The sequence below is a fragment of the Streptomyces sp. B1866 genome (assembly GCF_031932565.1).
Lineage (GTDB): Bacteria > Actinomycetota > Actinomycetes > Streptomycetales > Streptomycetaceae > Streptomyces.
Genome location: NZ_JAVSCF010000164.1, coordinates 1 through 14,559, shown reverse-complemented (window position 1 = coordinate 14,559; position 14,559 = coordinate 1). Strand labels below are relative to the sequence as shown.

The following is a 14,559-nucleotide window of genomic DNA, read 5'->3' as shown; positions in this document are numbered from 1 at the left end:
TCTCCGTCCGCGGAGGCGCCGGACGCTCCCGCCTGGCCGGGCCGGAGGCCGGTGGCGCGGGCTCCCGGCCCGGCGGGGCCGCGGAGGGCGGCGGCGCGGAGGAGGGCGGCGGCTCGCCGCGCAGCCGGGCGCGCACCCGCTCGACCACGTCCGCGTACCGCGCCTCGGCCCCGTAGCGCGTGGGCTCGTAGTACCGCCGGCCGTGCAGCTTCTCCGGCGCGTACCGCTGGGCGGCGACGCCGCCGGGCAGGTCGTGCGGGTAGAGGTAGCCCTGGGCGTGGCCCAGGGTGCGCGCGCCCTGGTAGTGGCCGTCGCGCAGGTGCGGCGGCACCGGTCCGGCCAGGCCCGCGCGCACGTCGGCGAGCGCGGCGCCGACGGCGCGCGTGACGGCGTTGGACTTCGGGGCCAGCGCGAGGGCGACCGTGGCCTGGCCGAGGGTGAGGGCGGCCTCGGGGAAGCCGATCAGCGCCACGGCCTGGGCGGCGGCCACGGCCGTCTGCAGGGCCGTCGGGTCGGCCATGCCGATGTCCTCGCTGGCCAGGATCATCAGGCGGCGCGCGATGAACCGCGGGTCCTCGCCCGCCTCGATCATCCGGGCGAGGTAGTGCAGCGCCGCGTCCACGTCCGAGCCGCGGACGGACTTGATGAGCGCGCTGGCCACGTCGTAGTGCTGGTCGCCGGCGCGGTCGTAGGCCACCGCGGCCCGGTCGACGGCCTCCTCCAGGGTGCCGAGCGCGATCTCCCGCTCGCCCTTGGCCAGGGCCGCGCCCGCGCCCGCCTCCAGCGCGGTCAGCGCCCGCCGGGCGTCGCCGCCCGCCATCCGCAGCAGGTGGTCCTCGGCCTCCTCGGGCAGGGCGACCGCGCCGGCCAGCCCCCGCTCGTCGGCGACCGCGCGGCGCAGCAGCCCGCGCAGGTCGTCGTCGGTCAGCGGCTCCAGCGTCAGCAGCAGGGAGCGGGACAGCAGCGGCGAGATCACCGAGAAGTACGGGTTCTCCGTGGTGGCGGCGACCAGGGTCACCCAGCGGTTCTCCACGGCGGGCAGCAGGGAGTCCTGCTGGGCCTTGCTGAAGCGGTGGATCTCGTCCAGGAACAGGACGGTGTCCTTGCCGTACGCGCCGGAGGAGCGGCGGGCGCCGTCGATGACGGCCCGGACCTCCTTGACCCCGGCGGTGATGGCGGACAGCTCCACGAAGCGCCGGTCGGTGGCCTGGCTGACGACGTACGCCAGGGTGGTCTTGCCGGTGCCGGGCGGGCCCCACAGGATCACCGAGGCCGGTCCGGCCGGCCCGGCGCCGGCCTGCGCGCCGTCGCTGAGCCTGCGCAGCGGCGATCCGGGGCCGAGCAGGTGCCGCTGGCCGACGACCTCGTCGAGGGAGCGCGGCCGCATCCGCACGGCCAGCGGGCGGGCGGCAGGGTCCTTCTCCGCGCGGTCCTCGGCGGCGGCGGTGAACAGGTCTGGCTCCACCCGGAAAGCCTAAGCCACCCCGCTGACAGCGCCCGGGGATCCGGCGCCGGGCGGGCGGGCTGCGCACCGGCGCGCGGCGCGCGGGCGGCCGCGCCGGGGTCCGGTCAGGCCTGGCCGGTGGTCCAGAAGTCCCACCACCGGGTGAGGATCAGCATGCCGATGACGGCGATCCACAGCACCGGCACCACCCAGTGGAACTCCAGCAGCCCGCGCCGCACCGCGCCGGGCACCGGCAGGAACCCGTGCTTGATGTTGTAGCCGGTCACGTAGCAGAACATCACGATGGTGGCGGCCCACGCGAGGCAGCACCACAGGCACAGCGAGCCGATGACGTACAGCGACTGGTACTGCAGCCAGGTGCAGAAGCCGACGCCGAACAGGCAGCCCGCGTTGAACGTCAGCCAGTACCAGCGCGGGAAGCGCGCCCCGGCGAGCAGCGACATGCCGACGCAGATCACGATGCCGTACGCCACCAGGCCCATCATCGGGTTCGGGAAGCCGAACGCCTGGGCCTGGTCGCTCTCCATGATGTTGCCGCAGGAGACGATGGGGTTGAGGCTGCACCCGGGGGTGTAGCTCTCGCCCCTGGCCTTGGCCTCCAGGATGTGGTTCTTGTCGATCGTGATGACCCAGGCGGCGAGCAGGCCGAGCGCCCCGGTGATCACGAGCAGCAGGCCGAAGGCCCGCCCCGCGCCGACCGAGTCCCGCGCGCCGGCCGGCACCTGGTCCGCGTCCACGCCGTCCGCCACTGTCGTCGCCATATCGCCGTCCGTCGCTCCCGAAGTCGCCTGGTGTCACGGGCACGGCCATTGTGCCCCACCCGCACCCGGTCGCACCGCCTCCTCGTACCAGCCGGCCATCCTGCTGTGTCAACCGTTCGGTGGACATAAGGATGACCGCCCGGTCGTCCCGGCGGGCGCCGCGCGGCGCGAGGCTCGACGGTATGGCGAACGAAGTGGTGCACATCCGGGGGCTGCGCAAACGCTACGGCGCGGTCACCGCGCTGGACGGCCTTGACCTGGGAATTCGGCGCGGTGAGGTGTTCGGTCTGCTCGGTCCCAACGGGGCGGGCAAGAGCACGACGGTGGAGATCGTCCAGGGCCACCGGTCCCGCGACGGCGGCGAGGTGTCGGTGCTCGGCGAGGACCCGGCGCGGGCGGGGCGCCGGTGGCGCTCGCGCGTGGGAATCGTCTGGCAGGACGAATCCGCGCCCGCCGAGTTGACGGTCGGGGAGGTGGTGCGGCACTTCGCAGGCTACTACCCCCGGCCCCGCGACCCCGGCGAGGTCATCGAGCTGGTGGGCCTGGCCGGGAAGGCGGGCAGCAGGGTCAAGGGGCTGTCCGGCGGCCAGCGGCGCCGCCTGGACGTGGCCCTGGGCGTGATCGGCGCCCCGGAGCTGCTGCTGCTGGACGAGCCGACGACCGGCTTCGACCCGGCCGCGCGGCGGCGCTTCTGGGAGCTGATCCGGCGGCTCGCCGACGAGGGCACGACGATCCTGCTGACCACCCACTACCTGGACGAGGCGGAGGCGCTGGCGCACCGGCTGGCGGTCGTCTCGGCCGGCCGGATCGTCGCCCAGGGCACGCCCGCCGAGCTGCGCGAGCGGCACGGTGGCCGGGCCACGGTGCGCTGGACGGAGCCGGACGGCGCCCGGCGCGCCGAGGAGACCGGCACGCCCACCCGCACGGTCGCGGGCCTCATGCGCCGCTTCGACGGGGAGATCCCGGGACTGGCCGTCACCCGCCCCACGCTGGAGGACGTCTACCTGCGGCTGACCGGCCAGTTGGACGAACGGCCGGACGGACGGACGTCCGCGCCGGTGGACGGGCAGCCGGACGGGCAGCCGGACGGGCAGCCGGGCGAGCAGCCGGACGGGCGGTCCGCCGCGGCGGGGTCCCCGGACCCGGGCCCCGGTGCCGGGCCCGGCCACCACCACCACGGCGACGGCCGCGACCAGCAGAAGATCCGGCACGGACAGGAGATCGCCACGCCATGACCACCACCGAGACCACCACCGAGACCGCCGCCGCGCCGGGCCGGGCCGCGGCCCCCGCGGCCCGGCCGCTGCCGGGTGCCTGGTCCCTGGGCCTGCGCCGCGGCGCGCTGGAGATCCGGCAGTTCTTCCGCCAGCGCGAACAGGTGATCTTCACCTTCGCCTTCCCGATCGTCTTCCTGGTGCTGTTCGCCTCGATCTTCCGCGACGACGTGGAGGGCTCGGGCGTGACCGCGTCGCAGCTGTACGCGGCGGCGATGATCGCCGCGGGCGTGATGTCGACCAGCTTCCAGTCGCTGGGCACCTCGATCGCCGTCGAGCGGGACGAGAAGGTGCTGCGCCGGCTGCGCGGCACGCCGATGCCCCCGGCCTCGTACTTCCTGGGCAAGCTGTGGCTGGTCCTGGTCACCGGGGTCGCGGAGACGGCCCTGCTGCTGGTGGTCGGCGCGGCGTTCTTCGACCTGGACCTGCCGGGCGGCGCGGGCAAGTGGCTGACGTTCGCCTGGGTCTTCGCGCTGGGCATCACCGCCTGCGCGCTGCTGGGCATCGCCATCAGCAGCGTGGCGCGCTCGGGGCGCGGCGCCACGTCGGTGGTCATCCTGCCGTTCCTGGTCCTGCAGTTCGTCTCGGGCGTGTACATCTCGGTCGCGACGGTGCCGGACTGGATGCTGAACCTGGGCGCGCTGTTCCCGCTGAAGTGGATGTGCCAGGGGTTCCGCGGGGTGTTCCTGCCGGAGCGGGCCGCCGTGCTGGAGCAGGCGGGAAGCTGGGAGTACGGGCGGATCGCGCTGGTGCTGGGCGCGTGGTGCGTCGGAGGATTGGTCCTGTGCCTGCTGACCTTCCGCTGGAAGAGCCGCGACGACGGCTGACCGGCCGCCCCGGGCCGCGCGAGCCCGGGGTCGCCCATCCGGTGTACGCGCGCTGGGACGGCTACTTCGCCGTGGTCTTCGTCGTGACCATGGCGTTCGTGGCGGCCGCGTCGGATCCCGGGCGCGGCCCGCGCGCGGTCGCGCTGGCGCTGTTCGCCGCGACCGCGCCCTGGTACTGGTGCGTGGGCCGCCGCCTGGTGCGCACCGAGGGCACGGACGAGCGGCGCTCGGCGGTGTACGTGGCCGTCGCGGTGCTGCTGTTCCTGGTGCCCTCGGCGATCGTGGGCGAGACCCGGATCGCCACCTTCGCGCTCGTCCCGCAGTGCTTCATGCTGCTGCGGATGCGCTGGGCGCTGGCCGCGGCCGCCGTCGTCAACGTGGCGCCGGTCGTGGCCTGGGCGCTGGTGGAGCCGCGCCCGACCGGCGACCTGTTCTCCAGCTTCCTGTTCGCCCTGGTCTCGCTGGCGTTCTCGGTGGTGTTCGGAAACTGGATCATCCTGGTCGTCGAGCAGAGCCGGGAGCGGGCCGTGCTGATCGCCGAGCTGGAGTCCAGCCGCGAGGACGTCGCCCGGCTGTCCGCCGCCCACGGCGCGCTGGCCGAGCGGGAGCGGCTGTCCCGGGAGATCCACGACACGCTCGCGCAGGGCTTCACGAGCCTGCTGATGCTGGTGCAGGCCGTCCAGTCGGAGTTCGAGCGGGACCCGGCGCTGGCGCACCGGCACCTGGACCTGATGGCCCGTACGGCCCGGGAGAACCTGGCCGACGCCCGCGCCCTGGTCGCCGGCTCGGCCCCCGCCGACCTGGACGGCGGCTCGCTGCCGGACGCCGTGGGCCGACTGGCCGAGCGCCACCGCGAGCAGGCGGGCGCGCCCGCCTCGCTGGAGGTGTCGGGCCAGGTCCGCGCCCTGCCGCCGGCGCTGGAGGTGGTGGCGCTGCGCGCCTGCCAGGAGGCGCTGGCCAACGTCCGGCGGCACGCGGGCCCCGGGGCCGCCGTGGAGATCGCGCTGGCGTACGGGCCGGACGCGCTGCGCGTCGCCGTCCGGGACACCGGCCGCGGCTTCGACCCGGCGGCCGCGCACGGCGGGTACGGCCTGGCGGGCCTGCGCGCGCGGACCGCCGAGGTGGGCGGCACGGCCGAGGTGGCCAGCGGACCGGGCCGGGGCACGGCGGTGACGGTCACCCTGCCCGTACGGTCCCCGGCCCAGGTGAGGAGCGCCTCGTGATCACGATTCTGCTGGCCGACGACCACCCGGTGGTGCGGGAGGGGCTGCGCGGCATGCTCGGCGCCGAGCCGGACCTGGAGGTGGTCGGCGAGGCGTCCAGCGGGCCGCAGGCGGAGGCGCTGAGCGCGCGGCTGCGGCCCGACATCGTGCTGATGGACCTGCGGATGCCCGACGGCGGCGGCGTGGAGTCGATAGCCCGGATGACCGCGGCCGGGCTGCCGTGCCGGGTGATCGTGCTGACCACGTACGAGACGGACGGCGACATCCTGCGGGCCGTGGAGGCGGGGGCCGCCGGCTATCTGCTCAAGGACCTGGCGCGCGCCGAGCTGGCCGACGCGGTGCGGGCCGCCGCGCGCGGCGAGACGGTGCTGGCGCCGTCGGTCGCCGCCCGGCTGGTGGACCGGCTGCGGGAGCGGCCGGAGCGGCCGCGGCTGTCCGAGCGGGAGACGGCCGTGCTGCGGCTGGTCGCCGAGGGCCTGACGAACGCGGACATCGGGCGGCGGCTGTTCATCGGCGAGTCGACCGTGAAGACCCACCTGCTGCGGATCTTCGGCAAGCTGGGCGTCACGGACCGCACGGCGGCGGTGACCAGCGCGATGCGGCACGGCCTGCTGGGCGGCTGACGGGCGGGCACCCGGCTTGCAGGGCGGGAGCGGGCGCCCGGCGTACGGGCCGGGCGCCGCGTGGCCCGTACGCCGGGTCGCACCGGCCGCGGGCCCCGGGTGCCGCTCGCGGCGGCGCGTGCCCCGCAGAGCCGTGCCAGGTCACTGCCCGGGGTCCGCGCGGATCACCGCCGGGCGAGGGCCGCAGGCCCGTGCGAGGGTGCCAGGCAGCACCGACGGGCCCGGTGACCGGCCCCTCCGGGTGCGGGTCGCGGCGCCGCTTCGTACGGCCGTACGAAGGCGGGGCCGCGCGGAACCGGCGTCAGGCGAGGGCCGCGCGGACCCCGGCGACCAGCTCGCCGAGCCGGACCGGCGCCTGCTCGCCGCTGACGAGGTCCTTCAGCTGCACGACGCCCTCGGCCAGGTCGCGCTCGCCCGCGATGACCGCGAGCCGCGCGCCGGACCGGTTGGCGGCCTTCATGGCGGCCTTGACGCCCTTGCCGCCGTAGGCGAAGTCGGCCGCGACGCCCGCCCGGCGCAGCTCGGTGACCGCCTCGAACAGCGCCCGCCGCGCCTCCTCTCCCAGCGGCACCGCGAAGACCTCGGTGGCCGTCGGCAGGCCGAGGGCGACGCCCTCTGCCTGGAGGGCCAGCACCGTGCGGTCCACGCCGAGCGCCCAGCCGACGGAGGGCAGGGGCGGGCCGCCGAGCTGCTCCGACAGGCCGTCGTAGCGGCCGCCGCCGCCGACGGCCGACTGCGCGCCGAGCCCGTCGTGGACGAACTCGAAGGTCGTGCGCGTGTAGTAGTCCAGGCCGCGCACCAGCCGCGGGTCGTCCTCGAAGGCGACGCCGGCCGCGGTCAGCAGCTCCCTGACCTGCTCGTGGTAGGTCTTGCACGCCTCGCACAGGTGGTCGCGCAGCAGCGGGGCCGCGGCCAGCCGCTCGGTGACGGACGCGCGCTTGTCGTCCAGCACCCGCAGCGGGTTGATCTCCACGCGCCGCCTGGTCTCCTCGTCCAGGTCCAGGCCGCGCAGGAAGTCCTGGAGGGCGGCCCGGTAGGCGGGGCGGCACACGGTGTCGCCCAGCGAGTTCAGCAGCAGCCGGAAGCCGCGCAGGCCCAGCGACCGGTAGCCGTCCACCGCCAGCACGATCAGCTCGGCGTCGAGCGCCGGGTCCTCGGCGCCGACTGCCTCCGCGCCGACCTGCGAGAAGTGCCGGTAACGGCCCTTCTGCGGGCGCTCGTAGCGGTAGTACGAGCCGGAGTACCACAGCTTGACCGGCACGCCGGAGCGGTGCAGCCCGGCCTGCAGGGCCGCGCGCAGCACGGACGCCGTGCCCTCCGGGCGCAGGGCCAGCTCGTCGCCGCCCTTGGTGGTGAGCGTGTACATCTCCTTGGTCACGATGTCGGTGGACTCGCCGACACCGCGCGCGAACAGCTCGACGTGCTCGAACCCGGGGGTCTCCGCGTAGCCGTACCCGGCGCGGCGCAGCGGGGCGGCGAGGGCGTCGCGCACCGCGAGGTAGGTCGCGGAGTCCGGGGGCAGCAGGTCGTACGTGCCCCGAGGGGCGGAAAAGGTGCTCACAGGGTGAATCGTCACATTCCTCGTCGCGGAGCCGGCGCCGGTGCGGCGTCTCCGAGGCCGGCGGCCACCTGCCGCAGGTACGGGTTGGTGGCGCGCTCGCGGCCGATGCTGGTCTGGGGGCCGTGACCCGCCAGCACCACGGTCGAGTCGTCCAGCGGCAGGCACACGCGTGCCAGCGACTCCAGGATCTCGGCGTGGTCTCCGCCGGGCAGGTCGGTGCGTCCGATGGAGCCGGCGAACAGCAGGTCGCCCGAGAAGAGCACGGACGGGATGTCCGCCCGCTCGGGCAGCCGGAAGGTCACCGACCCCTTGGTATGCCCGGGCGCGTGGGCCACGGTCAGCTCCAGGCCCGCCAGCGACAGGGTGGCGCCGTCGGTGAGCTCCTTGACGTCGTCGGGCTCGCCCACGGTCAGCTCGCCGAGCAGCGGCAGCCCTATGGACCTGCCGAGCGCCTTCTCCGGGTCGCTCATCATGTAGCGGTCCGCGGGGTGGATCCAGGCCGGCACGTCGTGGGCGCCGCAGACGGGCACCACGGAGGCGACGTGGTCGAGGTGGCCGTGGGTGAGGACCACGGCGACGGGCTTGAGCCGGTGCTTGGCCAGCGTCTCCTGGACGCCCTCGGCCGCCTGGTGGCCCGGGTCGATGATCACGCACTCCTCGCCGGCGGCGGGGGCGACCAGGTAGCAGTTGGTCCCCCAGGCCCCGGCGGGGAACCCGGCAACGAGCACGATCGTCCCCTAAGTCGTCAGTCGTCCGGCGAAACACACGGTCGGCAGATCCGAAGCGTACCCGCGGCCGTCCCGCGGGAGCGAACCCGTATACGGTACGGCAGAGCCCTCGCACACCGGCCGGGGCCCGGCAGCGCGGCCCGGCAGGCGCAGGCGCGCGGACCGGACGGCGCCCGGCGGGTGCGCGGCGGCGCGCCGGACGGCGGACCCGGACGGCGGACGACCAGACCAGCAGGACCAGACCAGCAGGACCAGGGCACTGAAGGAGACGACCCGGTGGCCAGCAACGAGCAGCGGCGGCGGCAGCTCGCCCGGNCCAGCAACGAGCAGCGGCGGCGGCAGCTCGCCCGGGAGAAGTACCTGCGGCAGCAGCAGCGGCGCGAGGCGGCGCGGACCGCGGGCAGGCGGCGCAACGTGGTGATCGCGTCGACCCTGGCGGTGGTCCTGGCCGGCGGCGGGGCCGTGGCCGCCACGGGTGTGCTGTCGGACGACGGCGACGACAAGAAGGACACCGCGAGCTCGCCGCAGGACCCGTGCGCCGAGGGCGCGAAGGCGGCGAAGGGCTCGCCGAAGAAGCTGTCGTGGCCCAAGGAGCCGGCTCTCACCATCGACAAGTCCGCCTCGTACACCCTGGGACTCCAGACGACCTGCGGCGACATCTCGATCGCCCTGAAGGCCGGGCAGGCGCCGCACACGGTGAACTCCTTCGCCTTCCTCGCTGGGAAGGGCTTCTTCGACCACACCACATGCCACCGGCTGACCGACACGAACGCGGGCATCTACGTGCTCCAGTGCGGCGACCCGCAGGGCAACGGGCAGGGCGGCCCCGGCTACACCATCCCGGACGAGAACCTGAAGGACCCCAGCCTCAAGGGCAACGTCTACCCGGCCGGCACGGTCGCGATGGCCAACCGCTACGACGGCCAGAACCCGCAGACCCGCAACACCGGCGGCAGCCAGTTCTTCCTCGTCTACCAGGACAGCCCGCTCCCGCCCAACTACACGCCTTTCGGCACGATCAAGGGCGGCATGGACGTGCTGCAGAAGATCGCGAAGGCGGGCGCGGCGCCGCCCGACCCGACCACCGGGAACACCGCTCCGAACGCCACCGTGCTGATCAACAAGGCGACGGTCACCAAGTCCTGACCGCGCCCCGCCGGCCGGGCGGGCCGCCTGACGTGCGGGCCGCGAAATTTCGGCCGTGCGGGATACGGACAGCCGGGCCGCCGGTCGCCTATGTTGGCGTTGTGCGGACCGGCCAGGGCGCGACCTGAGCCGGGAACAACCGGCCAGGGCGCGGCCCGGCCGTAAGAAACTGTGGACGATGCCCGCGGGCCGGCCGCCCGCCCGGTGTCATGTGGAGGAGGCGCGCTGTGAGCAGCGACTCGTGGGGCCGTGTCGACGAGACGGGGACCGTGTACGTGCGCACGGCCGAGGGCGAGAAGGTCGTCGGGTCGTGGCAGGCGGGCTCCCCCGAGGAGGCCCTCGCCTACTTCGAGCGCAAGTACGAGGGCCTGGTCGTGGAGATCGACCTGCTGGAGCGGCGGGTGCGCACCACCGACCTGTCGGCCAAGGACGCCACCGCGGCCGTCGAGCACATCCGGCAGCAGGTCGACGAGCACCACGCCGTCGGCGACCTCGACGCGCTGCGCGCCCGGCTGGACCAGCTGTCGGGAGAGGTGGCGGCGCGCCGCGAGGAGCGCAGGGCCGCCAGGTCGCGGCAGAGCGACGAGGCGCGGGAGGCCAAGGAGGCGCTGGTCGCCGAGGCCGAGGAGCTGGCCAGCAGCGAGCAGTGGCGGGCGGCGGGCGAGCGGCTGCGGGCGCTGGTGGACGTCTGGAAGGGCCTGCCGCGGCTGGACCGGAAGACCGACGACGAGCTGTGGCACCGCTTCTCGCACGCCCGCTCGGCGTTCTCCAAGCGGCGCAAGGCGCACTTCGCCGCGCTGGACGCCCAGCGCGAGGAGGCCCGCAGGATCAAGGAGCGCCTGGTCGCGGAGGCCGAGGCGCTGTCGGCTTCCACCGACTGGGGCCCGACGGCCGCCCGCTACCGGGAGCTGATGGCCCAGTGGAAGGCCGCGGGCCGGGCGCAGCGGGACGCCGAGGACGACCTGTGGAACCGGTTCCGCGGGGCGCAGGACGTCTTCTTCCAGGCGCGCGGCGAGGTGTTCGCGGAGCGGGACGCCGAGCAGCGGGAGAACCTCACCCGCAAGGAGGAGCTGGTCGCCGAGGCGGAGAAGCTGCTGCCGGTGTCGGACCTGAAGGCCGCCCGCGCCGCGTTCCGCTCGGTCAACGAGCGCTGGGAGGCCATCGGCCACGTGCCGCGGGACGCCCGGCCGAAGATCGAGGGCCGGCTGCACGCGGTGGAGCGCGCCATCCAGGAGGCCGAGGAGGCCGAGTGGCGGCGTACGAACCCCGAGGCGCGGGCGCGCGCGGAGGGGCTGACCGGGCAGCTGCAGGACGCGGTGGACCGGCTGCGGTCGCAGATCGAGGCGGCCCGGGCCGCGGGCAACCAGGCCAAGGCGGACAAGCTCGCGCAGGAGCTCGCCGGGCGGCAGGCGCTGCTGGACCAGGCGCTGAAGGGCCTGCAGGAGTTCGGCGGCTGACGGCCGCGGCGGGGGCCGGGGATTCGCCACCCCGGCCCGCGCCGGGCCGTCCGCTGCCGACTGGCCGCCCGCGGGCCTGACGGCCCGGGTCGACGCCCGGCGCACGGCCCGGAGGCCGGGTCACCGCTGGCGGGCCGAGGTCACCCGGTACACGTCGTAGACCCCTTCCACGCTCCGCACGGCCTTCAGGACGTGCCCGAGGTGCTTGGGGTCGCCCATCTCGAAGGTGAACCGGGAGGTGGCCACCCGGTCGCGGGAGGTCTGCACGGCGGCGGACAGGATGTTGACGTGCTGGTCGGACAGCACGCGCGTGACGTCCGACAGCAGGCGGGAGCGGTCCAGCGCCTCGACCTGGATGGCGACGAGGAACACCGACGACTGGGTCGGCGCCCACTCGACGTCCAGGATGCGCTCGGGCTGCTGGGACAGCGAGTCCACGTTGACGCAGTCCGCTCGGTGCACGGACACGCCGCTGCCGCGGGTGACGAAGCCGATGACGGGGTCGCCGGGCACCGGCGTGCAGCAGCGGGCCAGCTTCACCCACACGTCCTCGGCGCCCTTGACCACCACGCCCGGGTCGCTGGTCGCGCGGCGCTTGGCGCGGCGGCGGCTGGGCGGAGCCTCGGCGAGGTCCTCGCCCGCGGCCTCCTCCCCGCCGATCGCCTGGACGAGCTTGCCCACGACGCTCTGCGCGGACACGTGGCCCTCGCCGATGGCCGCGTAGAGCGCGGAGATGTCCGGGTAGCGCATCTCGTGGGCGAGGGTGACCAGCGCGTCGCCGGTGAGAATGCGCTGGATCGGCAGGTTCTGCTTGCGCATGGCCCGGACGATGGCGTCCTTGCCCTGCTCGATGGCCTCGTCGCGGCGCTCCTTGGAGAACCACGCGCGGATCTTGTTGCGGGCCCGCGGGGACTTCACGAAGCCCAGCCAGTCCCGGGAGGGCCCGGCCCCGACGGCCTTGGAGGTGAAGACCTCCACCAGGTCGCCGTTGTCGAGGGTGGACTCCAGCGGTACGAGCCGCCCGTTGACCCGCGCCCCTATGGTGCGGTGGCCGACCTCGGTGTGCACCGCGTAGGCGAAGTCGACGGGCGTGGCGCCGGCGGGCAGCGCTATGACGTCACCCTTGGGGGTGAAGACGAAGACCTCGTTGCGCGAGAGGTCGAAGCGCAGCGACTCCAGGAACTCGCCGGGGTCCTCGGTCTCCTTCTGCCAGTCCAGCAGCTGCCGCAGCCACGCCATGTCGTTGACGGTGTCGGTCTCGGCGCCCCGGCCGGGCCTGCGGGGCACGTCGGTGCGGACCTTGGACGCGCCGGCGACGGCCTCCTGCTTGTACTTCCAGTGGGCGGCGATGCCGTACTCGGCGCGGCGGTGCATGTCGAAGGTGCGGATCTGCAACTCGACCGGCTTGCCGCCGGGCCCGATGACCGTCGTGTGCAGCGACTGGTACATGTTGAACTTGGGCATCGCGATGTAGTCCTTGAACCGCCCCGGCACCGGGTTCCACCGCGCGTGGATGGTCCCGAGCGCCGCGTAGCAGTCGCGGACGGTGTCGACCAGCACCCGGATGCCCACCAGGTCGTAGATCTCGGCGAAGTCGCGGCCGCGCACGATCATCTTCTGGTAGACGGAGTAGTAGTGCTTCGGGCGGCCGGTGACGGTGGCCTTGATGCGGGCGGCCCGCAGGTCCTGCTGCACCTGGTCGGTGACGACGGCCAGGTACTCGTCGCGCTTGGGGGCCCGCTCGGCCACCAGCCGGACGATCTCGTCGTACATCTTGGGGTAGAGGATGGCGAAGGCCAGGTCCTCCAGCTCCCACTTGATGGTGTTCATGCCCAGCCGGTGGGCCAGCGGGGCGTAGATCTCCAGGGTCTCGCGGGCCTTCTTCTCCTGCTTCTCGCGCTTGAGGTAGCGCATGGTGCGCATGTTGTGCAGGCGGTCGGCGAGCTTGATGACCAGCACCCGCGGGTCCCTGGCCATGGCGATGACCATCTTGCGCACGGTTTCGGCCTGGGCCGCCTCGCCGAACTTCATCTTGTCCAGCTTGGTCACGCCGTCGACCAGCAGCGCCACCTGCTCGCCGAAGTCGCGTCGCAGCGCGTCGAGGCCGTACTCGGTGTCCTCGACCGTGTCGTGCAGCAGGCCCGCCATCAAAGTGGCCGAATCCATACCCAGCTCGGCGAGGATCGTGGTCACCGCGAGGGGGTGGGTGATGTACGGGTCGCCGCTCTTGCGCTTCTGGCCTCGGTGCCAGCGCTCGGCGACCTGGTAGGCGCGCTCGATCCGGCGCAGGGACGCGGCGTCGGCCTTGGGGTCGTTGCCGCGGACGATGCGCAGCAGGGGTTCCAGGACCGGGTTGTACGTGCTGGAGCGCTGGACGCCCAGGCGCGCGAGGCGGGCCCGTACGCGGTTGGACGAGCCCGGACGGGGCTGCGGGGCGGGTGCGGGGCGCTCGGCGCGCGCGGCGGGCCGAGCGCCGTCCGGGCGGTCGGCGCCCTGGCCGCGGGGGGGCGCCTGCGGCGCGTCGGGGCCGGCCTTCACGGGACCCGGGCCGTCCCCGGGCGCGTCCGCGGCCGCCGCCGGGCCCGGGGCGGTGGCGGGCTCGTCCGGGTGCGGGGCGGTGAGCGGGTGGGCCTCGTCTGGCAAGGGCACTCCTCTGAGCAGTCCGGCCCGTGGTGGGGCCAGACTGCCATGGTATCGATTCCGCCACTCCCCCGGCGTCCCGGCGACGGCCTGGCGGGCGCGCCGCAGTACGGGTACCCGTTGTCCGTAAGGGCGGGTACCCGTTTCCGTGGCGGGCTCACCGGCCCGGCGGGTGCGGGCGGGCCGGCCGCCGCGGGCGGTCAGAGGGTGACCAGTGCCTCCAGCGGGGCGCCGTCGAGAGTGGGCAGCAGCCGGCCGCGGCCGTCCAGGAAGCCGAGTTCGAGCAGCACGGCCAGGCCCGCGACCGTGGCGCCCGCGCGGCGTATCAGCCGCAGCGACGCCTCGGCGGTGCCGCCCGTGGCGAGCACGTCGTCGATGACGAGCACCCGGTCGCCGGGGTCGAGCGCGTTGGTGTGCAGCTCGATCTCGGCGGAGCCGTACTCCAGGTCGTACACCTGTCCCAGGGTCGGGCCGGGCAGCTTGCCCGCCTTGCGTACGGGCACGAAGCCGAGCCCGGCCCGGACGGCCGCCGGGGCGGCCAGGATGAAGCCGCGCGCCTCCAGGCCGACGACCTTGGTCGCCCGGTGCCTCAGGCACAGCTCGGCGAGCGCGTCGGTCAGCGCGGCGAACGCGGCCGCGTCGGCCAGCAGCGGGGTGATGTCCTTGAACAGCACGCCCGGCTTGGGGTAGTCCGGCACGTCGTGGATCCGGCTGAGCAGCAGCGCGCGCAGGTCCGGCGCGCCGCCGCCGAGGCCGCCGGCCGGGGCGGCGGGAGCCCCGGCGCTCACCGGCGCTTCCCGGAGGGACGGCCGCGGCCCCGGCCTCGGGAGGCGGGCTGGCGGCGCTGCGCGGCG

At 74.7% G+C, this 14,559-nt stretch carries 11 protein-coding genes and 1 pseudogene; 6 read left to right on the top strand and 6 right to left on the bottom strand.

Annotated features, from left to right (window positions below):
• A partial coding sequence (locus RKE29_RS20250; RefSeq protein WP_312006889.1) for a replication-associated recombination protein A occupies nt 1-1,465 on the bottom strand: 1,465 nt, incomplete at its 3' end.
• A 104-nt stretch (nt 1,466-1,569) separates the two neighbouring features.
• Entirely contained in the window at nt 1,570-2,226 is a 657-nt protein-coding gene (locus RKE29_RS20245; protein WP_312006888.1) for a vitamin K epoxide reductase family protein, read from the bottom strand.
• A 182-nt stretch (nt 2,227-2,408) separates the two neighbouring features.
• Between RKE29_RS20245 and RKE29_RS20240 the strand changes: the two are divergent.
• The 4 genes and pseudogenes from RKE29_RS20240 to RKE29_RS20225 all read left to right on the top strand — a co-directional run.
• A pseudogene (locus tag RKE29_RS20240) lies at nt 2,409-3,260 on the top strand (ABC transporter ATP-binding protein); the annotation flags it as partial.
• Between the two features lie 197 nt (nt 3,261-3,457).
• On the top strand, nt 3,458-4,327 hold the full coding sequence (locus RKE29_RS20235; protein ID WP_312006887.1) for an ABC transporter permease: 870 nt from the start codon (nt 3,458-3,460) through the stop codon (nt 4,325-4,327).
• Nucleotides 4,285-5,550 carry a sensor histidine kinase gene (locus RKE29_RS20230; RefSeq protein ID WP_312006886.1) on the top strand — a complete coding sequence of 422 codons (1,266 nt, stop codon included), beginning with the start codon at nt 4,285-4,287 and terminating at the stop codon, nt 5,548-5,550. Before RKE29_RS20235 ends, RKE29_RS20230 begins: the two co-directional genes overlap by 43 nt.
• Nucleotides 5,547-6,173, top strand: coding sequence for a response regulator transcription factor (locus RKE29_RS20225; protein WP_312006885.1), 627 nt, complete (start codon nt 5,547-5,549; stop codon nt 6,171-6,173). Before RKE29_RS20230 ends, RKE29_RS20225 begins: the two co-directional genes overlap by 4 nt.
• A gap of 301 nt (nt 6,174-6,474) precedes the next feature.
• Here RKE29_RS20225 and hisS read toward each other — a convergent pair whose 3' ends face one another.
• A complete protein-coding gene (gene hisS, locus RKE29_RS20220; protein ID WP_312006884.1) occupies nt 6,475-7,734 on the bottom strand; it encodes a histidine--tRNA ligase in 1,260 nt (419 codons plus the stop codon).
• Nucleotides 7,735-7,745: 11 nt separating this feature from the next.
• Nucleotides 7,746-8,462: an MBL fold metallo-hydrolase gene (locus tag RKE29_RS20215; protein ID WP_312006883.1), complete on the bottom strand. Its 717-nt coding sequence runs from the start codon at nt 8,460-8,462 to the stop codon at nt 7,746-7,748.
• Between the two features lie 276 nt (nt 8,463-8,738).
• On the opposite strand from RKE29_RS20215, the gene RKE29_RS20210 reads away from it, so the two are divergent.
• Both RKE29_RS20210 and RKE29_RS20205 read left to right on the top strand, forming a co-directional pair.
• On the top strand, nt 8,739-9,608 hold the full coding sequence (locus RKE29_RS20210; protein ID WP_312006882.1) for a peptidylprolyl isomerase: 870 nt from the start codon (nt 8,739-8,741) through the stop codon (nt 9,606-9,608).
• A gap of 227 nt (nt 9,609-9,835) precedes the next feature.
• Complete coding sequence (locus tag RKE29_RS20205; RefSeq protein ID WP_312006881.1) at nt 9,836-11,065, top strand: DUF349 domain-containing protein; 1,230 nt, start codon at nt 9,836-9,838, stop codon at nt 11,063-11,065.
• Between the two features lie 120 nt (nt 11,066-11,185).
• On the opposite strand, the gene RKE29_RS20200 is transcribed toward RKE29_RS20205, so the two are convergent.
• Nucleotides 11,186-13,708 carry a bifunctional (p)ppGpp synthetase/guanosine-3',5'-bis(diphosphate) 3'-pyrophosphohydrolase gene (locus RKE29_RS20200; RefSeq protein ID WP_312006880.1) on the bottom strand — a complete coding sequence of 841 codons (2,523 nt, stop codon included), beginning with the start codon at nt 13,706-13,708 and terminating at the stop codon, nt 11,186-11,188.
• A gap of 197 nt (nt 13,709-13,905) precedes the next feature.
• A complete protein-coding gene (locus RKE29_RS20195; protein ID WP_312006890.1) occupies nt 13,906-14,436 on the bottom strand; it encodes an adenine phosphoribosyltransferase in 531 nt (176 codons plus the stop codon).
• Nucleotides 14,437-14,559 lie beyond the last annotated feature (123 nt).